This is a genomic window from Pseudomonas sp. NPDC089734 (assembly GCF_044748865.1).
Lineage (GTDB): Bacteria > Pseudomonadota > Gammaproteobacteria > Pseudomonadales > Pseudomonadaceae > Aquipseudomonas.
This window is the reverse complement of record NZ_JBIVGV010000021.1, coordinates 1-22,896: the sequence shown is the minus strand read 5'-3', so window position 1 is coordinate 22,896 and position 22,896 is coordinate 1. Positions and strand designations below refer to the sequence as shown.

Below are 22,896 nucleotides of genomic sequence, written 5' to 3'. Positions count from 1 at the left end.
CGATTGCCCCCACGGTCATGGAGTCGTGCATCGGACATCTTCTGGTGAGTATCTCGACGCGGATTTCATGCTTTCGGTTCATACTTCATGCGCTGGCGCAATGACGCAGGTCAACCGACGATGAAAGAGTAGTCCCATTCATAAACACAGGTTGTGTGGTCTTTTGTCGCGTGACGAGTTGCCTCATCCCTGAAAGCCCGTGATTACGGGCTTTCCAGCCCCTTTCCAGGCCAGGACAGAAAACGCCCCCACCCATGCATCCGTCTCGACTGATGGCATTTGTGATGAGGGGATCAGAATCGCCCTTCTCGGCTTAATAGCTTTGTGATATTGAGTCTGGACTCCCTGTTGAACAGCCATCCCGGCCTTCGGTAACGAGATCTGCATGCACATTCCCAAACCGCATGAGGAAGGCGAGCGTCTGCGCCTGATGTCCTTGGTCACGGAACACTCCGACAACGCGATCGTCATCACCGATGGCGACTGGAAAATCGTGTACGTCAATGCGGGCTTCGAGCGCATGTCCGGCTATAGCCTCGAGGAAGTCTGCGGCTCTCGTCCCATTGCTCTGCTGGTGCCTCAGCTCACGACCGATCTCGTGCGTCATGCACGCTCACATCTGCTCAGGGGCGATTCCTACAAGACCGAAGAGCTGATCACCATCAAGAACGGTGAGCGCATCTGGTGCAACCTGACGATCAACCCGGTTCTGGACAGCAATGGCTGGATCATCAACACCGTCGGCATCCTGACCGACATCACCAGCTCGAAAATCCATGAAGTGCTGCAACACAGCATGCTCAACGCCATGGTTCGCGAAGTCCCACTGGAAGAGTTGATGGCATTGGCCTGCCGTGAAATCGAGCGCATTGCGCCTGAAGTGACAATGTCGGTCCTGCAGGTAACCGATGACGGGTACCTGCACCCGCTGGCAGCGCCCAGCCTGCCCGCCAGCTATGCCCAGCGACTGGAAGGTCTCGCTATCGGCGAAGGTGTCGTGGCTTCCGGGACAGCTGCATTTTTCGGCCAGTCCGTGATATCCCGCGACATCGAGAACGATCCTGACTGGGAGCGTCTTCGGGATCACGTACTGCCACTGGGCCTGAAAAGCTGCTGGGCAACGCCCATCATGGGCAGCAATAACCGGGCGCTCGGCACTCTGGCGCTCTATTACAAGGAAGTGCGTGGCCCCTCCTCGTTTCACCAGCAACTGATTGATGTCATCGTTCCGCTTTGCGCGCTGGCCCTGGAGCGGGAAAAGGCCCGGGCACACATCAGCCAGTTGGCGTTCTACGACAGCCTGACCGAACTGCCCAATCGCAGCCTGCTCAACGCCAAGGCCGAACATGCACTGAACATGGCCAGACGGAACAGGGAAAACCTGGCGGTGTTATTCATCGACCTGGATCGCTTCAAGCAAGTGAATGACTCGCTCGGCCATCCCGCTGGCGATGAGCTCCTGAAAACCGTCGCCAGACGCCTGCGGGCCGACAGGCGTCGAAGCGACATCGTCGCCCGCCTGTCCGGGGATGAGTTCATCGTCGTCTTGCCGCAATGCGACAACGTCCATGTCACTGATATTGTCGAGCAGATCAAGCTGACACTCAGCCAGCCCTGCCACATTGCAGGCACCACCCTCGCGCCCTCGGCCAGCATCGGCATCAGCGTCTTTCCCGAAGACGGGGGCGACATGGGCACCCTGATTCATCGTGCCGACATGGCGATGTACCAGGCCAAGAGTGCCGGCCGTGGCCGTTTCAGCTTCTTCTGCCACGAACTCAACCAGTTGGCACAGGAGCGTCAGGCGCTTGAAAACGCTTTGCGACATGCGCTGGAACACAACGAGCTGGAGCTGCACTACCAGCCCCAGGTGAACCTGCTGGACGGCACGCTGTACGGGATCGAAGCCCTGGCGCGCTGGACACACCCGGAACTGGGCGTCATCTCTCCAGTACGCTTCATCCCCATGGCCGAAGAATGCGGCCTGATTGGCGACCTGGGGCTCTGGGCAATACGCGAAGGCTGCCGGCAATTGGGCATCTGGCGTCGCAAAGGCCTGCACATCCCGACCATTTCGATCAATATTTCGCCAACCAACTTCCATAATCTGGACCTGCCCGACACGATCATGGGCGCGCTGGACAAACACCGGCTCCGGCCTCAGGACCTGACACTGGAACTGACCGAAAGCATCCTGATGGACACCAACCCCAGCACGATGAATGTGCTGCAAGCGGTTCATGAACTGGGCATCCAACTGGCCATGGACGATTTCGGCACCGGCTATTCAAGCCTGAGCTACCTGCGTCGCCTGCCGATCCAGGAACTCAAGCTCGATCGCAGCTTTGTCATGGACCTGGAAAACGACGCCACCAGCCAGGCCCTCAGCGATGCCGTGATCCATATCGGCAAGAGCCTGCATCTGAAGGTTGTGGCCGAAGGCATCGAAACCGAAGGCCAATACAAGATCCTTCGCCAGCAGGGCTACCACGTCGGGCAGGGCTACCTGTTTTCCAGGCCCTTGAACGCAGTGGACCTGGAGCACTGGCTCGACGCCGATTGACAGCCGGTTTTCAGCATAAAACCTGACCGAACGCACAAGATCGCTCCTCTTATCATCCACCAGCAGCCATAGTCGCAAGCTGCTGGTATGATGCGCGGCTTTTTCCGACCCGCAAAAAACCACAAGCTGCTGCGTCAGCCTGTGCTTTGCTTCTGGGGGTCAGTCATTCACGACGCAGGCCGCGTCATGGGGAGCCAGACATGCTGGAAAGGCTGTTTCAACTCAAGGCACACAACACCAATGTGAGGACCGAGATTCTCGCGGGCGTCACGACCTTCCTGGCCATGGCTTACATTCTGTTCGTCAACCCGAGCATTCTGGGTGCAACCGGCATGGACAAGGGCGCGCTATTCGTCGCCACCTGTCTGGCGGCGGCCATCGGCTCGACCGTGATGGGCCTGATCGCCAACTACCCGATTGCCCTCGCACCGGGCATGGGCCTGAACGCTTTCTTCACCTACACCGTGGTCCTGCACATGGGCCATACGTGGCAGGTGGCACTGGGTGCGGTGTTCATTTCGGCGGTGATGTTCTTCCTGCTGTCGCTGTTCCGCATCCGCGAATGGATCATCAACAGCATTCCCCTGCCCCTGCGCTCGGCCATCGCGGCCGGTATCGGCCTGTTCCTGGCCTTGATTGCCCTGCATAACGCCGGCATCGTGGTCAGCAACCCGGCCACCATGATCGGCATGGGCGACCTGAAACAACCGGCTCCGGTGCTCGCGACCCTGGGCTTCTTCCTGATCGTGGCGCTGGACAAGCTCAAGGTACGCGGTGCCGTCCTGATCGGCATCCTGACCGTGACACTCGTATCCATCGGCCTGGGCTTCACGCCATTCGGCGGCGTGGTCTCGATGCCGCCTTCGCTGGCTCCGACCTTCCTGCAACTGGACATCATGGGCGCGCTGGACGTCGGTCTGGTCAGCATCATCTTCGCCTTCCTGTTCGTGGACATCTTCGACAACTCCGGCACCCTGATCGGCGTTGCCAAGCGCGCCGGGCTGATGGGCAAGGACGGGCACATGCCGAAAATGGGCCGTGCACTGATCGCCGACAGTACGGCAGCCATGGCCGGCTCGCTGCTGGGCACCTCGACCACCACCAGCTATATCGAATCCGCTGCGGGCGTCAGCGCCGGTGGCCGCACAGGCCTGACCGCCATCGTGGTCGCCGTGCTGTTCCTGCTGGCGCTGTTCTTCGCACCACTGGCAGGCAGCGTACCGGCCTTCGCCACAGCCCCAGCGCTGCTGTTCGTCGCCGTGCTGATGGCTTCCGGCATGGCTGAAATCGACTGGGACGACATCACTGTCGCCGCACCGGTGGTCATCACGGCGCTGGCCATGCCTTTCACCTACTCCATCGCCAACGGCATTGCCTTCGGCTTCATTTCCTGGACGGCGATCAAGCTGCTGTCCGGGCGTGGGCGCGAGCTGAATTCGGCGCTGGTGATTCTGTCGATCCTGTTCGTGATCAAACTGGGCTGGTTCAACGCATGAGTGTTCCTTTCGATCCCGCAAGCTACGACCGTCAGCTCGAAGAAAAAGCCGTCCGCCTGCGCGAGCTGCTGGCCCCTTTCGACGCACCTGAGCCGCAGGTTTTCGACTCGCCCCGCGAGCACTACCGCCTGCGTGCGGAGTTTCGTCTGTGGCGCGAGGACCAGAAACGCTATTACGCGATGTTCGCCCCCGGCGATAACAGGACGCCGATCCTGCTCGAAGGCCTGCCCATCGCCAGCGAACGTATCAATGCCTTGATGCCGGTGCTGCGCGAGCGCTGGGAGGCCAGCCCGACGCTGAATCACAAGCTGTTCCAGGTCGAGTTCCTGACCACCCTGGCCGGCGATGCCATGATCACCATGTGCTATCACTCCCCGCTGGGTGAGGCCTGGCAGATCGAGGCCGAAGCTCTGGCAACAGAGCTGAACGTCAGCCTGATTGGTCGCTCCAAGGGGCAGCGTCTGGTGATCGGGCGCGACTATGTGACCGAGAAACTGGAGGTCGCCGGTCGCACGTTCAGCTATCGCCAGCCCGAAGGCGCGTTCACACAGCCCAACGGCACCGTGAACCAGAAGATGCTCAACTGGGCCTATGACGCGCTGGGCGAGCGTGATGACGACCTGCTGGAGCTGTATTGCGGCAACGGCAACTTCACCCTGCCGCTGTCCACCCGCGTGCGCAAGGTGCTGGCGACCGAGATCAGCAAGACCTCGGTCAATGCCGCGCTGAGCAACCTGGAAGACAACGCCGTCGAAAACATCACGCTGGTACGGCTTTCCGCCGAAGAGCTGACCCTGGCGCTGAACGACGTACGTCCCTTCCGCCGCCTGCAAGGCGTGGACCTGAAAAGCTACGACTTCGGCACGGTGTTCGTCGACCCGCCACGCGCCGGCATGGACCCGGACACCTGCGAACTGACCCGCCGTTTCGAGCGCATCCTGTACATTTCCTGCAACCCGGAAACCCTGGCCGCCAACATCGCCCAGCTACACGACACCCACCGTGTCGAGCGTTGCGCACTGTTCGACCAGTTCCCCTATACACACCATATGGAATCAGGGGTTCTGCTCGTCAGGCGTTGATAGCCTGGACCTCTTCGCGAATGAATTCGCTCCTACCGACGGCGTCCCATGCGCCCAATATCTGTAGAAGCGAATTCATTCGCGAAAAAGGTAACGGTACTCCCCAGCAAACCTGTCAGTTATTTCATGTGTGGTGATGCATGCGCTAAGGTATAACGCCCCAGCGTATTTACCGCATGGATATCTGTCTTGAGCTCTGAATCTTCCGCGCCATCAGCCAGGTTGTCCCGGGAACCGGGTTTCGTCCATTTCATCCTTGCACGACTGATGGCGGTGTTCGCCATGCAGATCCAGGCCGTGGTCGTGGCCTGGCAGGTCTATGACATGACCCGCGAACCCATGTCGCTGGCGTATGTGGGACTTGCCCAGTTCATCCCCATGTTGCTGCTGCTCATGCCCGCCGGGGACCTGATCGACCGCTACAACCGCAAGCTGATCCTGAGCATCAGTTGGGCGGTGCAGGCGCTGTGCGGACTGATCCTTCTGCTGTTCTCGGTCTTCAACCTGCAAGACCTTCGCCTGATCTACGGCGCGCTCATGCTCTATGGCTGCGCACGGGCCTTCACCGGGCCTGCGCTGCAAAGCCTGCTGCCGCAGATCGTGCCACGTGAAAAACTCGCTTCGGCCATTGCCACCAACAGCGTGATCATGCGTTGCTCCACCGTCGCCGGGCCGTTGATCGGGGGTGGCCTGTATGCACTGGGCGGTGCAGAACTGACGTATTCGACCTGCGTCGCATCATTCCTGGTCGGCATTCTGTGCCTGAGTCGCGTCACCACGCCTTTCGCGGGCAAGCCTGTAGACCTGGGCGACGGGGCCTGGCGGCGTTTTACCGCCGGGATCGCCTTCATTCGCTCCCGCCCGATCATTCTTGGCACCATTTCCCTGGACCTGTTCGCCGTGCTGCTCGGCGGCGTGGTGGCGCTGCTGCCGATCTATGCCCATGAAGTCCTGCACCTTGGCCCGCAGGGCCTCGGCATGCTGCGTGCGTCAATGAGCCTTGGCGAACTGGCGACCGGCGTCTACCTGAGCATGAGGCCTCTGGATCGCAATGTCGGCCTGACCATGTTCCTGGCGGTGGGTGTCTTCGGCGTCGCGAACCTGATCTTTGCCCTCTCGACCCTGTTCTGGCTGTCCTGTATTGCCCTGTTGATTGCCGGCGCGGCCGATATGGTCAGCGTCTATATCCGATCGGCGCTGGTCCAGTTTTCGACCCCGGATGCCATGCGCGGCCGGGTCAATGCCGTCAACATGCTGTTCATCGGCTCATCCAATGAACTGGGTGAATTCCGCGCAGGCACCAGTGCATCGCTCATCGGCCCGATACCGGCGGCCATCATGGGCGGCCTGTGTACGTTGGGCGTCGTCGGCGCCTGGATGATCGGCTTCAAGACCTTGCGACGAGTGAATCACTTTGCCGATGCGTCACCGCCGGTAGAGACGCAGAACGAACACCCGGTAAAAGCTCGCCAGACGGTGTAACGATACATGCGGGTGACAGCCGGACTGGCGCACGGCTGTATCACCAGCAACACTCTCTAGAGTTCAGCGGAGGGTTTCCGGAATGCTGTGGAAAAAAGGCAGGCGCAGCGACAACGTTGTCGATGCCCGCGATGACAGTAGCAGTGGCGGCGGTCTGCGCATCGGCGGCAAGGGCCTCAGCCTGGGCGGTGTGGTGATTATCGTCGCCATCGGCCTGCTGACCGGCCAGGACCCGATACAGATCCTGGGGCAACTGACAGGCCAGATGACGCAGCAGCCCACTCAAGTCAGCCAGCAGCCTCGCCAGGCACCAGCCGCCAACGATCAGCAGGCCGAGTTCGTGCGTAGCGTGCTGGGCGATACCGAAGACACCTGGCGTGCCCTTTTTGCCCAGAACGGCCGCCAATACAAAGACCCGATCCTGGTGCTGTTTCGCGGGCAGGTAAACTCGGCCTGCGGTTTCGCGACGTCCGCCACCGGCCCCTTTTATTGTCCGGCCGATCAGCAGATTTACCTGGACCTGGAGTTTTTCCGCGAGATGTCCCAGCGCTTTTCGGCCGCGGGGGATTTCGCCCAGGCTTACGTCATCGCCCATGAAGTGGGCCATCATGTACAGACTCTACTGGGCGTTTCAGCCAAGGTACAGGCCGCCCGCCAGAGAGGCCAGCGCATGGAGGGCAACAACGGCCTGCTGGTGCGTCAGGAGTTGCAGGCCGATTGCCTGGCAGGTGTCTGGGCCTATAACGCACAAAAGCGTTTGAACTGGCTTGAGCCGGGTGATATTGAAGAAGCACTGAATGCGGCAAACGCCATTGGCGATGATCGCTTGCAGCAGCAAAGTCGTGGCCGGGTTGTGCCGGACTCATTTACCCATGGGACGTCCGCCCAGCGAGTACGCTGGTTCAAGACCGGTTTTGCACAAGGCCAAATCAACCAATGCGATACATTCGCCGCCAAGAGTCTATGAACACATGATGAAACCGCTTCTGGTCCTGTTGTTAAGCACTGCCTTCGCGAGCCTTGGCGCTCATGCCGAGGATCAAGCGGTAAAATCCATCAGCCCGGATCGCCTGACCATCAATGGCACCCAGGCTACATTGGGATTGAGCCAGGAATGGGTCCATCCCAAACCCCGGATCGAGCGCGTCGTGATCGTGCTGCATGGTCGTCTGCGCAATGCCCAGACCTACCTGCGCAGCATCGAGCGCGCCGCCAACCAGTCCAAGGAGCGCAGCAAGACCCTGCTGATCGCCCCGCAGTTCCTGGATGAAAAGGATATCGTGGCGCACCACTTGTCCGACTCCATCCTGCGCTGGCGCCAGAACAGCTGGATGGAGGGCGCGACAGCCGTCAATCCCAAGCCGATCAGCTCATTCATCGTTCTGGACCATATCCTCAAGCGTCTGAGCGACAGCAAACTGTTCCCCAACCTCAAGGAGATTGTCATCGCCGGGCACTCCGGTGGTGCTCAGGTGGTGCAGCGTTACGCGATGATTGGCGGCAAGGAAGATGCACTGCTCACCCGTGAAGGCGTGAAGCTGCGCTACGTGATCGCCAACCCGTCGTCCTATGCCTATTTCGATGCCGAGCGGCCTGAAGCGGTTTCAGCACAAAGCTGCCCCAACTTCGACGACTGGAAGTATGGCCTGAAGAAAATGCCGTTCTACTCCGGCAAGGAAAAGCCTGCGGACATCGAGAAGGCTTACGTGAAACGCGACATCACCTACCTGCTGGGTGAACTGGACACGGACACCAATCACCCTGCGCTGGACAAGACCTGTGCCGCACAGGCTCAAGGCCCGACCCGGCTGACTCGCGGGCAGAACTACTTCAAGTACCTGCAGAAGCGCCATCCGGAAGGTCTGAACCAGCGTGTGGTGATCGTGCCGAAAGTCGGCCACAACGGTGACGGCATCTTCACCTCACCCGAAGGCCAGGCGGTGTTGTTCAAGCCGTTCTGACTTCAACCGCCCGTAGGAGCGAATTCATTCGCGAAAGTACGTGATCGCGAATGAATTCGCTCCTACAGCATCTCCCGCAAGGCCACACAATCGGCGACATGCCAGTCCGCCAGCTCAGGCCACGGGTTTTCGGGCAGGTTGACCAGCACGGTCTTCGCTCCCGCCGCCCGGCCACAGTCGAGGTCGTGGCGATAATCACCGATCATGACCATCTGTGTCGGATCTACATCCCAGGCACCCGCCAGCTTCAGCAGCCCCGCGGGGTTCGGCTTGGGTATGGCTTCGTCGCGCCCCAATACATCATCGCGTGCAAAGCAGTCCGCCAGGCCAATGGCCTCAAGGGTGATGTAGGCCAGCTCGCGGGCATTGCGGGTCAGGATGCCGAGGCGATAGCCCCGCCCGGCCAGCTCTCGCACCAGCTCGACAGCGCCTTCGGCTGGACGTGATGCCAGCGCCAGTTCACGCTCATGCTCCAGCAACCAGGCATGCTTGGCCGCCGAAACATCCGCCGGCAAGGCCGCCAGATGCCCGAGAATGTCGTCTTCCAGCGGGATGTCCAGCGCTCGCTTGATGGCCGGAAAATCATGCACGGAGATGGTCAGGGTGCCGTCCATGTCGAACACCCAGTTTTGAATATGCTTGAGGCTCATGCCCAGTCCTTGCGATGGCGGATCAATCCTTCCTGGCTGACCGAAGCGACCAGTTGCCCGGCGCGGTTGAAGATACTGCCACGGGAAAAACCGCGGGAGTTGCCTGCCCATGGGCTGTCCATGGCATACAGCAGCCAGTCGTCGGCGCGCAGGTCATTGTGGAACCACAACGAGTGATCCAGGCTGGCGACCTGCATGTCGCGCTGCCAGACGGTCTTGCCATGGGGCAACAGCGAAGTGGTCAGCAGATTGAAGTCCGAGGCGTAGGCCAGCATGTACTTGTGCAGTGCCGGAATGTCCTTCAAGGTGCCGTCCGCACGGAACCAGACATACTTGACCGGCTCGCCCGGCTTCGGGTTGTACGGGTCTTCAGCGGTGACCGGGCGAAACTGGATGGGCTTGGGGCACAGGAACTTGTCGCGCATCGCTTCGGGAATCAGGTGCGCACGCTGGGTCAGCAGCTCCAGCTCCGAAGGCAGGTTTTCAGGACCTGCGATCTGCGGCATCGTGGCCTGATGCTCGAACCCTTCCTCGTCATACTGGAACGAAGCACTGCACGTGAAGATCGGCTTGCCCTTCTGGATCGCGGTGACGCGACGGGTGCTGAAGCTGCCGCCGTCACGGACACGGTCGACCTGATAGACCACCGGCAGCCCCGCGTCACCGGGACGCAGAAAGTAGCCGTGCAGGGAGTGAACGTGCCGATCCTCTTCCACGGTCTGGCTGGCGGCGGACAGCGATTGCCCCAGCACCTGGCCACCGAACAGCTGACGAAAGCCCAGGTCCTGGCTTCGACCACGAAACAGGTTTTCTTCAATAGGTTCCAGCGTCAGCAGCTCGACCAGATCATCCAACACTTGGCTCATTCACGACTCCTCGCACAAAACATACCCATGCCCGCAAGGCCTGCGCGGCGGGATTGAAATGATACAGAATTTAACGCGCCCGGCTTCATCAAGGTTTGAGCGTGTTGAGCCACTGTTCGCGGTTGATCCGGTAAAGCACATGGGGCTTGAGCGGGTGTTCCTCCGGCAGTTGGGGATGCTCGAAGTCATCGGCCACGTCATGCTGCATGCCGATGGCCTGCATCACTTTTTGCGAAGGCTCGTTGCTCACCGCCGTGAAGGATACGATCTCCTCCAGCCCCAGGCGCTCGAACCCACACCCCAGAACGGTCCAGGCCGCCTCACTGGCAAACCCCAGCCCCCAGTGCTCACGCGCCAGCCGCCAGCCGATTTCCACTGCGGGGGTGAAATGTGCATCGAACCCCACCACTCCCAGGCCGGTAAAGCCGATGAAAGCACCGTTGTCCTTGCGCTCGAGCGCCCAGAGGCCAAACCCCAGCTCGGCAAAATGGCCACGCATGCGCCCGATCATGGCCGCGCTTTCCAGCCGGCTCATGGGCTCGGGAAAGTAGCGCATGACCTGCGGGTCCGCGCACATTGCGGCGAACGTTGGCAGGTCATCGTCACGCCATTGCCGCATCAGCAACCGCGCACTGTCGAGTTTGAGTATCGGCTCCATCGATTCCTCCCTGTTACCACGCAAATGATTGCGCCAGTGTAGCCTGTCGGCACGCCAGGTCACTGTGCGACAGCCTGCATTACTGGCACTATCCGGCTTCGACCCCAGACCGGACGCAAAATGTCCCTGCCGCTGATCTACCACGATGATTACAGCCCGGCCTTCCCGGCTGACCATCGCTTTCCCATGGACAAGTTCCGCCTGCTGCGCGATCACCTGATTGATAGCGGTGTCGCGCAGGACGATCAACTCCTGCGCCCGGAACTGTGCCCGGCCGACATTCTGGCACTGGCTCATGACCCTTCTTATATCCAGCGCTACATGAGCGGGGATTTATCACGGGAAGATCAACGTCGCCTGGGCCTGCCCTGGAGCGAAGACCTGGCCCGACGCACCGTCCGCGCAGTCGGCGGTTCGCTGCTGACCGCCGAACAGGCCCTCCGACACGGCCTGGCCTGTCATCTGGCAGGCGGCACACACCATGCGCATTACGACTACCCCGCCGGGTTCTGCATTTTCAACGATCTGGCCGTCATCAGCCATTACCTGCTGGCTGGCGGTCATGTGGATAAAGTGCTGATCTTCGATTGCGACGTGCATCAGGGCGACGGTACGGCACGCATCCTGGCCGAGACTCCGGACGCCATAACCGTCTCGCTGCACTGCGAAAAGAACTTTCCGGCCCGCAAGGCCCAGAGCGACTGGGACATTCCGCTGCCCATGGGCATGGGCGATGCGGATTACCTGAACGTCGTCGATGACCTGCTCAATTACCTGCTGCCGATCTACCAGCCGGATCTGGTGCTCTATGACGCGGGCGTCGATGTCCACAAGGACGATGCCCTGGGCTACCTGCAACTGACCGATGAAGGCCTGGCGACACGGGACGAGGCCGTCATGCGCCATTGCCTGGGACGCGACATTCCGGTGATGGGGGTTATTGGCGGCGGCTACAGCAAGGATCGCCAGGCCCTGGCGCGTCGACACGGGATACTGCATCACAGTGCGCAGCGGGTTTGGCAGGAGATGGGACTGAATTAGTATCTGGCCTACCAGCGGGACGGCGGCAGACGGCGAGTATGGAAGATTCGCAGTATCTGCAAACATCCGCCGCGAACACGATAAGGAATAATGTATGGCCGGTCAGGCAATACCCACTCACGAGTACCACTGAGTCTTCCTTCTCGCCCCATCGCAGGGAAAAGAGCCAGTTGTTCTACACCCGCCTTTATGACGAGAACAAACTCGGCGGCAGCCTGCGGATTATCCCCTGCAATGTAAGCGGCTTCGTCATCTAGATTCCTCAGTGCTGTTCTTAGCCACTCAACGCGCATTGCCTGTCCACTTGTCCATCACGGCGCTGACATCTTCATCGCTGGCAAAATCGCCAGCATCCGCCTCCTGTATGGCGCTTTGAATCTCGGCGATCTGCCAGGCCTCCCGGTCGAGATACTCGCGCAAGGCATCGATTGCCAGATAGGACTTGCTGCGTCCGGTGGCTTTGGCAAGGCTGGCAAGGGTAGCCGCCATTTCATCAGGTAAACGTATAGACATAGTGGACATGATGACCTCCAGAAAGAACGCGCAGCACATAACCATACATCGTCATACAACGCACTGCATCCATCGCTCATCGCGAAATCAGGCCGACCGTTGAATCTCGGGTAGAATGCCCGACCTCCCATCACCGACACTCTGCACCCCATGACCGACTCGACACCCTCCTCTCCCTCATCCGTCGCCATTATCGGAGGCGGCCCTGCGGGACTGATGGCAGCCGAGGTCTTGAGCCAGGCCGGGATCAAGGTCGATCTGTATGACGCCATGCCGTCGGTGGGACGCAAGTTCCTGCTGGCCGGGGTCGGCGGGATGAATATCACCCATTCGGAGCCTTATCCGGCGTTTCTGTCGCGCTATGCCGAGCGTGCCCCCTTCATTGCCCCGTTGCTGCGCGACTTCGATGCCGATGCGCTGTGCGAGTGGATTCACGGGCTGGGCATTCAGACATTCGTGGGCAGTTCCGGGCGGGTGTTCCCGACTGACATGAAAGCCGCACCGTTGTTGCGTGCCTGGCTTAAAAGGCTGCGCGACAGCGGCGTGGCCATCCATACACGCCATCGCTGGCTGGGCTGGAATGTCGATGGCAGCCTGCGCATCGCTCATGCCGATGGCGAACAGGCCATCAGGCCGGATGCCGTACTGCTGGCCTTGGGCGGTGCCAGTTGGGCGCGTTTGGGGTCCGATGGTGCCTGGCTGCCGTGGTTGCAAGAACGCGGTGTCGGGGTTGCAGCGCTACAGGCCGCCAACTGTGGTTTTGAAGTTTCTGCCTGGAGCGAGTTGCTGCGCAGCAAGTTCGCGGGCGCACCGTTGAAGAATATCGCCATTGGTCTGCACGACGACACGCCGCGCCTGGGCGAATGTGTACTGACGGAAACCGGCGTGGAAGGCAGCCTGATTTATGCGCTCTCGGCGCGGATTCGCGAGCAGATCAACCAGGCAGGTTCAGCCACTGTGCAGATCGATCTGCTGCCGGGCAAAGCCCTCAACGATGTGCAAAAAGCCCTGAGCAAACCTCGCGGCTCGCGCTCGATGTCCAAGCATCTGCACAGCCAGTTGGGGCTGGACGGCGTGAAAGCGGCGCTATTGCGTGAGCTGGCGACACGCGAGGCTTTTGATGATCCGGCGCTGTTGAGTCAGGCCATCAAGGCGCTGCCTCTGACCTTGATCAAGCCGCGCCCTATCGATGAAGCGATCAGCACCGCTGGCGGCGTGACCTTTGAGGCCATGGACGAGCGCTTGATGCTCAAGCAACTGCCGGGGGTGTTCTGCGCGGGTGAGATGCTGGACTGGGAAGCCCCGACCGGTGGTTACCTGCTGACCGCCTGCTTTGCGAGCGGGCGGGCGGCCGGGTCGGGGATTCTGGAGTGGCTGGCCGCCAAGAGCGAATGAGCGCTTCAGTGGGAGCTAATTCATTCGCGAGAGGCACGTGAGGCTGAGGAAAATCCATAGCCTTCAATGACGTATCGCGAATGAATTCGCTCCTACCGGGTGTCAATCAGGGCTTCTTCTTGCGTGGTCCGGTGTTGAAAACTGGCACTTTGCGTACCGGCTTGACCACGGGAGCCACCGGCTCCGAATCACCACTGTCGACCCATTTGCCCAGGTTGCGCTTGCCGCCCGACACCTTGGGCTTTTTCGGCTTCTTGGGTTTCTTGAGAATCTGGCCGCTGGCATCGGTGACCGGCACACGGTGTTCCGGCTCGAAATCAGGCTCTTCCTTGCGGGTCAGTGTCTGGCGGGTCAGCACTTCAATCGCTGACAGCAACTCGACTTCATCGGCACAGACCAGCGAAATTGCTTCGCCGGTCAAGCCTGCGCGCCCGGTACGTCCGATGCGGTGGACGTAATCCTCGGCCACGATCGGCAGGTCCAGGTTGACCACGGTCGGCAAATCATCGATATCCAGACCACGGGCCGCCACATCAGTGGCCACCAGAATCTGCACTTCACGGGCCTTGAAACGGTCCAGAGCACGCTGACGAGTCGCCTGCGGCTTGTCACCATGGATGCCATCGGCATCGATACTCAGCCCCTGAAGGCGCTCGACCAGCTGATCGACGCCGACGCGGGTCTTGGCGAACACCAGCACCTGGCTCCAGCGCTGCCTTTTCAGCAAGTGGATGAACAGCTCGCTCTTGCGCTTCTTGTCCACCGGCACCACCCACTGCTTGACCGAAGTCGCCGCCACGTTGCGCGGGCTGACTTCGATGCTCAGCGGATCGTTGAGCATCTGCGAGGCCAGCAGGCGGATGTCATCGGAAAAGGTGGCGGAGAACAGCAGGGTCTGGCGGCGCTTGGGCAGGGTCGCATAGATCCCGCGCAGCTCCTCGGCGAAGCCCAGGTCGAGCATACGATCGGCTTCATCGAGGATCAGGGTTTGCAGCTGCGAGAACTTGACCGCGTTCTGGCGATGCAGATCCAGCAAGCGACCTGGGGTGGCGACCAGAACATCGACGCCTCTGCGCAGCTTCATCATTTGCGGGTTGATGCTCACACCGCCATAGACAGCGTAAGTGCTCAGCGGCAGGTGTTCGGCGTACTGACGAATGCTTTCATGCACCTGTTCGGCCAGCTCGCGGGTCGGGGCCAATACGAGTGCCCGCACCGAGTTAGGCGCGACCTTCGGGCCTTCCATGGTCAGGCGCTGCAACAGCGGCAAGGCAAAACCAGCGGTCTTGCCAGTACCGGTCTGGGCGGCGGCCATCAGGTCACGACCGGCCAAAACCGGCGGAATCGCCTGTGCCTGCACAGGCGTCGGGGTCTGGTAGCCGAGTGCATCGAGGGCACGCAGCAAGGGTTCGATCAGGCCGAGAGAGGCGAATGTCATGGGGATACCGTAGGGGAATTCACTGCAAGGCGCGCAGTTTACCCTGTCCGGCCCTCGCAGGTTAGCTCGCGGACGATCCGGACGCTTGCGGCGGCTTCGGCTTGCGCCATTGCGGCAGGCCAATCAGCACCACCGCACCGATGATGACCAGCATCGCCAGGCACTCTTCGGCACCGATCGTCTCTCCGGCGAACAACGCCCCCAGCATGACCGCAACCGCCGGATTGACGTAGGCATAGCTGGTCGCTGCCGCCGGGCGCACGTTCTTGAGCAGGTAGACATAGGCACTGAAACCAACGATCGACCCGAACACCACCAGATAGGCCAGCGCCCCCCAACCGGCCGCCGTCGGCAGATGCGTCATCCGTTCGCCACTCATCAGGCTGCCAAGCAGCAACAGACCTCCGGCTGCGATCATCTGTGTTCCACTGGCCATCGGGCCTGTCGGCAAGGGCAGATGTCGGCTCCACACCGAACCGAATGCCCAGGCCGCAGCAGCGAAGACAAGCAGTGCCGCACCATAAGGGCTGGCCTGCAGGTTGGACCCCAGGTTGAGCAAGGCGATGCCGAGCAAGCCCAGGAATATCCCGGCCCATTCAAGGCGCGTCGTACGATTGCCCCACAACAGACCGAACAGCAAGGTAAACAGCGGCACGGTGGCCACCGCCAGCGCAGCGATACCCGAAGCCACGCCCGCATGTTCGGCCAGCGATACACCGCCGTTGCCGCATGCCAGCAGCAGAAACCCGATTGCCGCAGCGGCTTTCCACTCTCTCCAGCCCGGAGAGGGCACGCCGCGAAGCCTCAGAAAGCCATACATCAAGCTGCCAGCCAGCAAAAACCGTACACCGGCCAACATCAGTGGAGGCCAGGATTCGACGCCGATGCGGATAAACAGATACGTGGAGCCCCAGATCAGGTACAGAGCCACGAAGGCAGCAATGAGCAGCAAGGGGAAGCGGCGGGAAGCAGACATGTCTGGCTCTATGTGAACAGGTTAGGAGGTCAGGCTTCGGGCAGTCAGGTCAGAATCCACGCTGACGCTGGAGCGCTTCACTGATTCTGGCGGCCGGGACCTTCTGCAGCTTGCACAGCCACTGATGAGAGACGGCAGCGATACCGTGGGTCTGACGCAACTCGTTGGTCAGGTACGCCGTCAGGTTAGCCGCCATCTCGGCATCGGCCATGGCCCGGTGAGCCTTGCCGGTGTCGGGCAGGCGGGCATAACGGGTGAGTGTCCCAAGCTTGTGATTGGGGGCGTCCGGCATCAGGCGGCGCGCCAACAACATCGAACAGGCAAAGCCTTGCTCGCGCTGACGCTGGATACGTGACAACTCGTAGTCCCAGAATTTCTGGTCGAACGATGCGTTATGCGCCACCAACGGCGTTGTACCGACAAAATCACAGACATCGTTCATCACCCGCTCGGCAGAAGGTGCCGTGCGAATCATGCTGTTGCTGATTCCGGTCAGGCCTTCGATGAACGCAGGAATGCGCACACCGGCATTCATCAGACTCTGATAGCGGTCGACGATACGCCCCTCTTCCATGATCACCACGGCAATCTCGGTCGCCCGGCAGCCATGGCCCGGCGATATTCCGGTGGTTTCAAAGTCAATGACAGCGATACGTTCCAGCACTGGGGCCTACCCTTGAAAAATGATCATTACTTCAGCAGTAGCGCGCCTTCGATGGGCACATAGCGACTGGCAGCACGAATCAACGAATTGGCCGTCAGCCCCGGCACACCGTAAGCCACGGCTTCGACACCATGTTTAGCGATGATGCGTTCGAGCAACAGATCGAAATCCCCATCGCCGGACGCCAGCACCACTTCATCTACCTGCGGTGCGGTGTCCATGATATCGATGGTGATCCCCACATCCCAGTCGCCCTTGGCCGAGCCATCGCTGCGCTGGATGTATGGCTTGAGCTTGACGGTAAAGCCCAGGTTGCGAAGGATCTGCTGGAATTGCTGCTGCTTGCTGTCACCGCGATCGATGGCATAGGCAAACGCCTGAACGATCTGGCCGCGCGCACTGATGTCCGCCCACAGCGCAGCGTAATTGAAGTGACAACCATGCGCCTGACGCACGGTGTAATAGAGGTTCTGTACATCGGCGAACACAGCGATCTTCTTCACCGTAACTCCTCATGACGCGGACAATCAGTCAGCAGGTGTCGCAGTATGCCATGAGAGAGGTTACGGCTTGGGCTTCGCGAATGAATTCGCGCTCACTCGTTCAGTAGGAGCCATTCATTCGCGAACAGACATCACTCAGACAAACGAGTCATCGTCCGAGAACAGGTCGCCGCCATCGTCGTAACTGTCGTCGGCCATGTACTGCTGATCCTGCTGCCCCCACCCGCCCGAGTCATGAGTCTGGACAGGCTCGTCGTGAATGACCTCGACAATTTCCTGAGGCTGGTTGTGATGACCGAACAGGCTGCTGATGCCTTGCGCCAGCATCACGCCACCCGCCACACCCGCCGCGGTTTGCAGAGCGCCGCCCAGAAAGCCGCTGCCTCTGGGAGCGGCAGGTGCCGGGGCATAATTGCCGGGCTGTGACGGTGGCGGATTGAAGCCCGCCCCGTCACGCCAGCCACCGGTAGCGGTCGGCGCAGGCTGAGCCTGGGGTTGTGGAGCACGCGGAGCACTGCCGCCGAAGAGGCTCGACAGAAAGCCGCCACTGGCCGGCGCACTCGTCGATTGCCCCCTGGCCTGCTGGAGTTCGGCCTGGAGCTGTTGAATCTGTTCATCACGCTGCTTGAGCTGCTGGTTCAACTGATTGACTGCCGCCTCCTGCACCAGAATCGCCTGCGCCATGTAGTAAGGTGCGGCAGGCTGTCGGGCAAGATGATCCTTGATCAGCGCCTCGGCCCCGGCATCACGGGGAGCGGAGGTTGTCTCGGCGCTTTTGAGTTTCGAGAAAAGACCGTCGATCAGGGTTTGCTCTTCGCTGTTCATGGCGACCTCGCTGGATAGCCGTTGGAAATCTTCGTCCAGTCGAATGAGTGGACTTCACCTCCCTAATGGGGTCCGTAACCGCACGCTTCAACTGGATGAATAAAAAGTTAAGGAAGACCGACTCCTTGCATGAGCGGCCTTGGTTCGACAAAAGGCATGGGCTAAAGTGTCGGCCTGCTTTTTTGCCTGCGACCGACCTACATGAATCCGCTGAACGTTATCCAGGACTCGCTGTACTTTTTCCGGCGAAACCTGGGCAGCCTCCTGATGCTGTGCCTGCCACTGGTGGTGCTTGAAGCCCTGGCCAAACAGACCGTCAACAATGCCCTGGCCGCCAACGCCTCCCCGGCTTATGAATTGCTGGTCGGGTTGCTGTTTTATCCACTCTACACAAGCGCACTGATTCTGTTTCTCGATGCCCGGACACGGGGCGAGGAACCCCGCAAACGCGACCTGCTGGCCATGGCTCTGCGCCTGTGGCCAACCTTCGCCGTGCTGTCAGCCATAAGCACGCTGCTGATCATGTTCGGCCTGTCGCTGTTTGTCCTTCCTGGACTCTGGGTCATGATCAAACTGGCGTTCAGCGAATACCTGATGGTGTTGCGCAACCTGACACCCTTCATGGCCATGCGCGAAAGCATGCTGATGACCACCGGCCATTTCATGCGCATTCTTGTCTGCGTGCTGTGCGTCTACATTCCCCTGTCGCTGCTGGAAGGCGTGAGCCTCTACCTGTTTCCTGAACCGCAAAGCGCGTCGGTGTCTCTGGCAATAGACAGCCTCAGCAGCTTCCTGCAACTGTTCACCGGCATCGTCATGTTCCGTCTTTTCATGCTGGTCAGCGAGCCGGAACACAAGGCCTGAGGGACGAACCGGCTGCCAATGGCGCTCTACTCGGCTATGCTCGTTCGCGAACCCGTCACTGAGCGCCATGCGCTCCAAGCCGAGTAGATGCCCCGTATCCTTTCCCGCCTGCTGCTGACTGGCCTGCTCCTGACCGGCTTTCTGCTGGCGATGGTCTATAGCCTGACCTGGCGGCCTGAAGCCCGCGAACCTGTCACGGCCACCTGCAATCCGCAGACCCAGGTCCCGCCACTCGTACCGGGCCAGGCGCTGAAAGTCATGACCTGGAACATTCAGTACCTGGCAGGCAAGCGCTATGTGTTCTGGTACGACATGGCCGATGGCAGCGGTGAAGAAGAACGGCCAACCCCCGAAGACATCGCTTATAACCTCGATGAAGTGGCACGGGTCATTCGTGACGAACAACCGGATATCGTCCTGTTGCAGGAAGTGAACGACGGGGCCAAGAACACGGACTATCAGAACCAGCTGGCGTTGCTCCAGGAACGCGTGACAGACCTGTACCCGTGCAGCACGGAAGCCTTCTACTGGAAAGCCGACTTCGTACCCGACCCGCATATCCGGGGCAGTGTCGGCATGAAACTGGCCACCCTCAGCCGTTACAAGATCGATCATGCCGAGCGTCTGCAACTGCCGGTTGCCGACGCCGATATCATCCGCCGACAATTTCAACCCAAACCGGCCTTGCTGGTGAGTTACCTGCCATTACGCGACGGCGAGCAGCTTGCAGTCATCAATACCCACCTTAGTGCTCAGCCCGACGACGACACACGGCTGCGTCAGATACAGACCACCGGCAAGTTGCTGGACCGGTTTGAAAGCAGCGGCACACCCTGGCTGATCGGCGGAGACTTCAACCTGCTGCCACTAGGCCAATACCAGCGCCTGCCAGCCGAACAACAGGCCCGCTATAACGCCGACAGCGAGCTGCATACGCTCTGGGACAAATACCCGATGATCCCCAGCAACAACGAAGCCAGCGGTATCGAACGCAACCGATGGCTCACCCACTTCCCCAACGACACAAGAGTGAGCGGCCCGGACAGAACACTGGACTACCTGTTCTACAGCCCGAGCCTGAAGCGCATCGATGCCCGTGTTCGCCGGGATGACACGCTGCTGATCTCGAATCATTTGCCAGTGATCGGGCGGTTTCTGTTGCCGGTTGAGGAAGTGCGCTCCATGGCTTTTGAGGTTTTGTCTGGGCGGTAGGGTTGGGGATGAGACCGGGCCTACTTGGTAAGCCTCCTCCCCCAGATAGCCACAATCAAAATAAAACTAGCGACAATCACTCCGTGCAACAGCACTCGTACTATCCCCATCCAGCACAAAGCCTATGGAGTATCGAGTCTTCGGAACATCAGCAAATGAAAGTGAAAAAAGGCTTCCTTTTTTACAAAAACTCACACTACCATCACTTTTTTGGGTTGACCACCAACCCGAACTTTCAAACTGACGGATATAGAAAGATGATACCGCCCCCCTTGAGTGCTCACTTCTATAATCTTTTCTACCAAAAGCACGATATGTTTGATAACCACGACCCTCCCCCTCCAGTAGGTCACTTTCGGGAGGTGTTATCTGATCCAATTCCGTCAACATAACTTTATATTTAGAAATTGCAACCACAGAGAAATTAAGCATCTTACAAACCACAAAAACGCTCCCTACCAACACAAAAGGGAGCATCAACATCATTTGTAATTTTTTACGACATAAATCGCTCACTCACTTACCCCCGCATCATTTATTGGAAATTGCCCCTTCTAAAACCGAGGTGTGTGTGCGTGAGAGATTCGACCAACTAAAATAAATACGCCCCTCATAGCCAACCCCACTCCACATTCACAACAAACCAAAATAAAATTACACCCCCAGTTCTCAACCATCTCCAGAGTTACTTACCATGGCTAATGCTAACTACCGAACCATCAAATCTATTAACCCTCACCTCTACAACCCCACCCTTTTGATAGTGTAAAGTACCTCGTACAACCCATACATCTCCATCCGACTTCGCCTTATACGGCTTTTGATTTTCTGCATTTTCTTTGCCGTAAGCCATCCCAGCAATCGCCTCTCCAATTTGCGCGGCATCTTCAGCAGTTTTTATTAAAACGACTCTCTCTGCAGCCCAACACGAAAATGAGCAAAAGAGAAAAACACTGGCCAAATGAACCTTACCCATCCCTTCTCCCTGGCGTAACATCACCACCTGATGATCCACTGAAACACATTAAGCCTCACAACTCAGCTTCGATTATGACTAGCTCTATAGCTTAGAAACCGATCATAGCTCCTACTCCACATGCAAGCACATACCTAAAATAAAATGACATTTACTATCTCCACCTTTTCGTAAAGGGCAATGAGATCGCCATCATAAGATGAGGATACGTGCAAAATCTTAAAACTGGCGAATATAGAAAAACAATACGAAGCCTCTTGAGCGAACACCATTATATTTTCCTGCCTAAACACCGTATTTTGCCCTAGCACATGTCACAAACAGGAAAGAATTTTAAGCTCAAGCTATCAAGCCCTTCTATCACCAATTCAATTCAAACTTCAGATATAAACAAGAAAACCCCACATAAACAGTCCTGATTAACCAAGACGCTAAACATATAATCAGCCACTCCTCGAACAAATAGGAACAGATACTGCTCACCTGGTGATATTGCTATTTGCCTCCCCAACAACCCGGATAAAAATCTTCTTTGATTCCAGCACACCACATTACCACTAGGGTATTTTAAAAAAACATCTTCATCCTGTGCCTCTCCGAGGCTCGGAGTTTCCGACATTACATCCCAGTCTACTTTGTTACTCCCCACTGACACCCACAAACACCAATCATTATCAAAACGTAATACCAATGAAGAACCGTCACACTCAAAACCAACCAAAACCCTACCATTTACCAAATTACACTTCCTCTCAGACTCCAAATTTCCTGCAGAAAAAACCGCATCCGACAAATCATTATAGCCTTTAGGAATGATACCCGGAGTCACCTGTACCAATCTATCCATACCAAAACCTCTCACTTAAAACAACAATAAACTCACCAAAATTTATTATTTTTAGACGACTCATGCCCTCCAGTCCATTTCCCAGTCTTGGGATTTTTAAATCCTGATTGATATACACCGTCAGAATCTACTCCTGTCCACTTTTCGGTATACCCTTGTTCCCTAAGTCCGGGATCTTTAGTCTTCCCTTCATACTCAACTTCATCTAGAGGATTAACACAACCAGCACAAGCAGATACAACTGCCTCCACGGCAGTCGCGCAAGCCACCAGTCCAACACCAGGAATGAAACATCGGGCTAAAGGATTGAACCCTGTAGGATCGGAGTATCTCAGTGGATTACCCAGAACATTCCCATAAGTATTCAATCCACCCTCAAGCCCAATCGGCTCACTCTGCACATACCGCCCAGTCTGCTGGTCGTAATCCCGCTAGTAGTTATAGTTCAGTTACGCCTGCACATCGTAAATCTGCCCCGGAAACCGTAAGACGACCGTGGTCCCCACACCATCCCCGTCCACATCCTCTTCATTCCCACGCCATAGGCATCGCTGTTCCAGCACCACAGTAAGGCCTGTGTACTGCCAATCGCCAGTCGCGAGGTATTCAGGTGGTCCGTGTGCAGGTAGATCAACTTGGTGTTGCTCACCTCTCCCAGTACCGAGAAATTGGCCGTCAACTGGGCATGCGGCATGTCATCCAGCCAGACCCCTTATTGAACGCTGGCTTTCAGGCCATCCGCATCGTAGAACGTCTGACCGATGAGCTTGCCGCTCAGGTCGTATAAATGTAAGCGCTCCATAAACCCCACCAGCTTCATGATGGGTGGTGCGCTTAGCTAGGCGAGACCGGCGAGCAGTTCCAAGGCAGCAGCGCTTCGTAAT

Annotated in this window: 25 protein-coding genes; 11 read left to right on the top strand and 14 right to left on the bottom strand. The window is 58.6% G+C overall.

Going from position 1 to position 22,896, the window contains the following annotated elements; genetic code table 11:
* Positions 1-385 precede the first annotated feature (385 nt).
* The 6 genes from ACIPY9_RS21635 (at position 386) to ACIPY9_RS21610 (ending at position 8,584) form a co-directional block, all read left to right on the top strand.
* Positions 386-2,563, top strand: a complete 2,178-nt coding sequence (locus ACIPY9_RS21635; RefSeq protein ID WP_400706281.1) for an EAL domain-containing protein — start codon at positions 386-388, stop codon at positions 2,561-2,563.
* Between the two features lie 200 nt (positions 2,564-2,763).
* Positions 2,764-4,059: an NCS2 family permease gene (locus ACIPY9_RS21630; protein ID WP_400706278.1), complete on the top strand. Its 1,296-nt coding sequence runs from the start codon at positions 2,764-2,766 to the stop codon at positions 4,057-4,059.
* A complete protein-coding gene (trmA, locus tag ACIPY9_RS21625; protein WP_400706275.1) occupies positions 4,056-5,141 on the top strand; it encodes a tRNA (uridine(54)-C5)-methyltransferase TrmA in 1,086 nt (361 codons plus the stop codon). The genes ACIPY9_RS21630 and trmA overlap by 4 nt, the downstream gene beginning before the upstream one ends.
* Before the next feature lie 189 nt (positions 5,142-5,330).
* Positions 5,331-6,623 carry an MFS transporter gene (locus ACIPY9_RS21620; protein ID WP_400706272.1) on the top strand — a complete coding sequence of 431 codons (1,293 nt, stop codon included), beginning with the start codon at positions 5,331-5,333 and terminating at the stop codon, positions 6,621-6,623.
* 82 nt (positions 6,624-6,705) lie between these two features.
* Complete coding sequence (locus tag ACIPY9_RS21615; protein WP_400706269.1) at positions 6,706-7,590, top strand: neutral zinc metallopeptidase; 885 nt, start codon at positions 6,706-6,708, stop codon at positions 7,588-7,590.
* 4 nt (positions 7,591-7,594) lie between these two features.
* Complete coding sequence (locus ACIPY9_RS21610; protein ID WP_400706266.1) at positions 7,595-8,584, top strand: alpha/beta hydrolase; 990 nt, start codon at positions 7,595-7,597, stop codon at positions 8,582-8,584.
* 62 nt (positions 8,585-8,646) lie between these two features.
* Here the strand turns inward: ACIPY9_RS21610 and ACIPY9_RS21605 are convergent, their stop codons facing one another.
* The 3 genes from ACIPY9_RS21605 to ACIPY9_RS21595 all read right to left on the bottom strand — a co-directional run bounded on the left by ACIPY9_RS21605 (position 8,647) and on the right by ACIPY9_RS21595 (position 10,758).
* Positions 8,647-9,234 carry an HAD family hydrolase gene (locus ACIPY9_RS21605; RefSeq protein WP_400706263.1) on the bottom strand — a complete coding sequence of 196 codons (588 nt, stop codon included), beginning with the start codon at positions 9,232-9,234 and terminating at the stop codon, positions 8,647-8,649.
* Positions 9,231-10,100, bottom strand: a complete 870-nt coding sequence (gene tesB, locus ACIPY9_RS21600) for an acyl-CoA thioesterase II (RefSeq protein WP_400706260.1) — start codon at positions 10,098-10,100, stop codon at positions 9,231-9,233. The genes ACIPY9_RS21605 and tesB overlap by 4 nt, the downstream gene beginning before the upstream one ends.
* Positions 10,101-10,188: 88 nt before the next feature.
* Positions 10,189-10,758 carry a GNAT family N-acetyltransferase gene (locus ACIPY9_RS21595; RefSeq protein ID WP_400706257.1) on the bottom strand — a complete coding sequence of 190 codons (570 nt, stop codon included), beginning with the start codon at positions 10,756-10,758 and terminating at the stop codon, positions 10,189-10,191.
* Positions 10,759-10,878: 120 nt separating this feature from the next.
* Between ACIPY9_RS21595 and ACIPY9_RS21590 the strand changes: the two genes are divergently transcribed.
* Positions 10,879-11,799, top strand: a complete 921-nt coding sequence (locus tag ACIPY9_RS21590; RefSeq protein WP_400706254.1) for a histone deacetylase — start codon at positions 10,879-10,881, stop codon at positions 11,797-11,799.
* Positions 11,800-11,807: 8 nt separating this feature from the next.
* On the opposite strand, the gene ACIPY9_RS21585 is transcribed toward ACIPY9_RS21590, so the two are convergent.
* Positions 11,808-12,092, bottom strand: a complete 285-nt coding sequence (locus tag ACIPY9_RS21585; protein ID WP_400706251.1) for a type II toxin-antitoxin system RelE/ParE family toxin — start codon at positions 12,090-12,092, stop codon at positions 11,808-11,810.
* Positions 12,082-12,321 (bottom strand): CopG family ribbon-helix-helix protein, encoded by a 240-nt coding sequence (locus ACIPY9_RS21580; RefSeq protein WP_400706248.1) that lies wholly within the window; start codon positions 12,319-12,321, stop codon positions 12,082-12,084. The genes ACIPY9_RS21585 and ACIPY9_RS21580 overlap by 11 nt, the downstream gene beginning before the upstream one ends.
* A gap of 141 nt (positions 12,322-12,462) precedes the next feature.
* Between ACIPY9_RS21580 and ACIPY9_RS21575 the strand changes: the two genes are divergently transcribed.
* Positions 12,463-13,707 carry a TIGR03862 family flavoprotein gene (locus ACIPY9_RS21575; protein WP_400706245.1) on the top strand — a complete coding sequence of 415 codons (1,245 nt, stop codon included), beginning with the start codon at positions 12,463-12,465 and terminating at the stop codon, positions 13,705-13,707.
* A gap of 106 nt (positions 13,708-13,813) precedes the next feature.
* On the opposite strand, the gene ACIPY9_RS21570 is transcribed toward ACIPY9_RS21575, so the two are convergent.
* The 5 genes from ACIPY9_RS21570 to ACIPY9_RS21550 all read right to left on the bottom strand — a co-directional run bounded on the left by ACIPY9_RS21570 (position 13,814) and on the right by ACIPY9_RS21550 (position 18,113).
* A complete protein-coding gene (locus ACIPY9_RS21570) occupies positions 13,814-15,145 on the bottom strand; it encodes a DEAD/DEAH box helicase (RefSeq protein ID WP_400706242.1) in 1,332 nt (443 codons plus the stop codon).
* A 61-nt stretch (positions 15,146-15,206) separates the two neighbouring features.
* Positions 15,207-16,121, bottom strand: coding sequence for a drug/metabolite exporter YedA (gene yedA, locus ACIPY9_RS21565; RefSeq protein ID WP_400706239.1), 915 nt, complete (start codon positions 16,119-16,121; stop codon positions 15,207-15,209).
* 49 nt (positions 16,122-16,170) lie between these two features.
* Positions 16,171-16,782 (bottom strand): PolC-type DNA polymerase III, encoded by a 612-nt coding sequence (locus ACIPY9_RS21560; RefSeq protein WP_400706437.1) that lies wholly within the window; start codon positions 16,780-16,782, stop codon positions 16,171-16,173.
* Between the two features lie 29 nt (positions 16,783-16,811).
* Positions 16,812-17,288 carry an NYN domain-containing protein gene (locus tag ACIPY9_RS21555; RefSeq protein WP_400706236.1) on the bottom strand — a complete coding sequence of 159 codons (477 nt, stop codon included), beginning with the start codon at positions 17,286-17,288 and terminating at the stop codon, positions 16,812-16,814.
* A 135-nt stretch (positions 17,289-17,423) separates the two neighbouring features.
* Positions 17,424-18,113 (bottom strand): DUF2076 domain-containing protein, encoded by a 690-nt coding sequence (locus ACIPY9_RS21550; protein WP_400706233.1) that lies wholly within the window; start codon positions 18,111-18,113, stop codon positions 17,424-17,426.
* 201 nt (positions 18,114-18,314) lie between these two features.
* Between ACIPY9_RS21550 and ACIPY9_RS21545 the strand changes: the two genes are divergently transcribed.
* Both ACIPY9_RS21545 and ACIPY9_RS21540 read left to right on the top strand, forming a co-directional pair.
* Positions 18,315-18,977, top strand: a complete 663-nt coding sequence (locus ACIPY9_RS21545; RefSeq protein WP_400706230.1) for a hypothetical protein — start codon at positions 18,315-18,317, stop codon at positions 18,975-18,977.
* 87 nt (positions 18,978-19,064) lie between these two features.
* Entirely contained in the window at positions 19,065-20,189 is a 1,125-nt protein-coding gene (locus tag ACIPY9_RS21540; protein ID WP_400706227.1) for an endonuclease/exonuclease/phosphatase family protein, read from the top strand.
* A gap of 66 nt (positions 20,190-20,255) precedes the next feature.
* Here ACIPY9_RS21540 and ACIPY9_RS21535 read toward each other — a convergent pair whose 3' ends face one another.
* The 4 genes from ACIPY9_RS21535 to ACIPY9_RS21520 form a co-directional block, all read right to left on the bottom strand.
* Entirely contained in the window at positions 20,256-20,705 is a 450-nt protein-coding gene (locus ACIPY9_RS21535) for a hypothetical protein (protein ID WP_400706224.1), read from the bottom strand.
* Between the two features lie 169 nt (positions 20,706-20,874).
* Positions 20,875-21,165, bottom strand: coding sequence for an NTF2 fold immunity protein (locus ACIPY9_RS21530; protein ID WP_400706221.1), 291 nt, complete (start codon positions 21,163-21,165; stop codon positions 20,875-20,877).
* Positions 21,166-21,538: 373 nt separating this feature from the next.
* Positions 21,539-22,012 carry a hypothetical protein gene (locus ACIPY9_RS21525; RefSeq protein ID WP_400706218.1) on the bottom strand — a complete coding sequence of 158 codons (474 nt, stop codon included), beginning with the start codon at positions 22,010-22,012 and terminating at the stop codon, positions 21,539-21,541.
* 32 nt (positions 22,013-22,044) lie between these two features.
* On the bottom strand, positions 22,045-22,413 hold the full coding sequence (locus tag ACIPY9_RS21520) for a hypothetical protein (RefSeq protein ID WP_400706215.1): 369 nt from the start codon (positions 22,411-22,413) through the stop codon (positions 22,045-22,047).
* Between the two features lie 218 nt (positions 22,414-22,631).
* Between ACIPY9_RS21520 and ACIPY9_RS21515 the strand changes: the two genes are divergently transcribed.
* Positions 22,632-22,799, top strand: a complete 168-nt coding sequence (locus ACIPY9_RS21515) for a hypothetical protein (RefSeq protein WP_400706212.1) — start codon at positions 22,632-22,634, stop codon at positions 22,797-22,799.
* The last annotated feature ends 97 nt before the right edge of the window (positions 22,800-22,896 follow it).

Bases quoted from the DNA above. Each gene is read 5' to 3' on its own strand.
- ACIPY9_RS21635 (WP_400706281.1), top strand. From the start codon at position 386: ATGCACATTCCCAAACCGCATGAGGAAGGCGAGCGTCTGCGCCTGATG.
- ACIPY9_RS21630 (WP_400706278.1), top strand. From the start codon at position 2,764: ATGCTGGAAAGGCTGTTTCAACTCAAGGCACACAACACCAATGTGAGG.
- trmA (WP_400706275.1), top strand. From the start codon at position 4,056: ATGAGTGTTCCTTTCGATCCCGCAAGCTACGACCGTCAGCTCGAAGAA.
- ACIPY9_RS21615 (WP_400706269.1), top strand. From the start codon at position 6,706: ATGCTGTGGAAAAAAGGCAGGCGCAGCGACAACGTTGTCGATGCCCGC.
- ACIPY9_RS21610 (WP_400706266.1), top strand. From the start codon at position 7,595: ATGATGAAACCGCTTCTGGTCCTGTTGTTAAGCACTGCCTTCGCGAGC.
- ACIPY9_RS21605 (WP_400706263.1), bottom strand. From the start codon at position 9,234: ATGAGCCTCAAGCATATTCAAAACTGGGTGTTCGACATGGACGGCACC.
- tesB (WP_400706260.1), bottom strand. From the start codon at position 10,100: ATGAGCCAAGTGTTGGATGATCTGGTCGAGCTGCTGACGCTGGAACCT.
- ACIPY9_RS21595 (WP_400706257.1), bottom strand. From the start codon at position 10,758: ATGGAGCCGATACTCAAACTCGACAGTGCGCGGTTGCTGATGCGGCAA.
- ACIPY9_RS21590 (WP_400706254.1), top strand. From the start codon at position 10,879: ATGTCCCTGCCGCTGATCTACCACGATGATTACAGCCCGGCCTTCCCG.
- ACIPY9_RS21585 (WP_400706251.1), bottom strand. From the start codon at position 12,092: ATGCGCGTTGAGTGGCTAAGAACAGCACTGAGGAATCTAGATGACGAA.
- ACIPY9_RS21580 (WP_400706248.1), bottom strand. From the start codon at position 12,321: ATGTCCACTATGTCTATACGTTTACCTGATGAAATGGCGGCTACCCTT.
- ACIPY9_RS21575 (WP_400706245.1), top strand. From the start codon at position 12,463: ATGACCGACTCGACACCCTCCTCTCCCTCATCCGTCGCCATTATCGGA.
- ACIPY9_RS21570 (WP_400706242.1), bottom strand. From the start codon at position 15,145: ATGACATTCGCCTCTCTCGGCCTGATCGAACCCTTGCTGCGTGCCCTC.
- yedA (WP_400706239.1), bottom strand. From the start codon at position 16,121: ATGTCTGCTTCCCGCCGCTTCCCCTTGCTGCTCATTGCTGCCTTCGTG.
- ACIPY9_RS21550 (WP_400706233.1), bottom strand. From the start codon at position 18,113: ATGAACAGCGAAGAGCAAACCCTGATCGACGGTCTTTTCTCGAAACTC.
- ACIPY9_RS21545 (WP_400706230.1), top strand. From the start codon at position 18,315: ATGAATCCGCTGAACGTTATCCAGGACTCGCTGTACTTTTTCCGGCGA.
- ACIPY9_RS21540 (WP_400706227.1), top strand. From the start codon at position 19,065: ATGCCCCGTATCCTTTCCCGCCTGCTGCTGACTGGCCTGCTCCTGACC.
- ACIPY9_RS21530 (WP_400706221.1), bottom strand. From the start codon at position 21,165: ATGGGTAAGGTTCATTTGGCCAGTGTTTTTCTCTTTTGCTCATTTTCG.
- ACIPY9_RS21525 (WP_400706218.1), bottom strand. From the start codon at position 22,012: ATGGATAGATTGGTACAGGTGACTCCGGGTATCATTCCTAAAGGCTAT.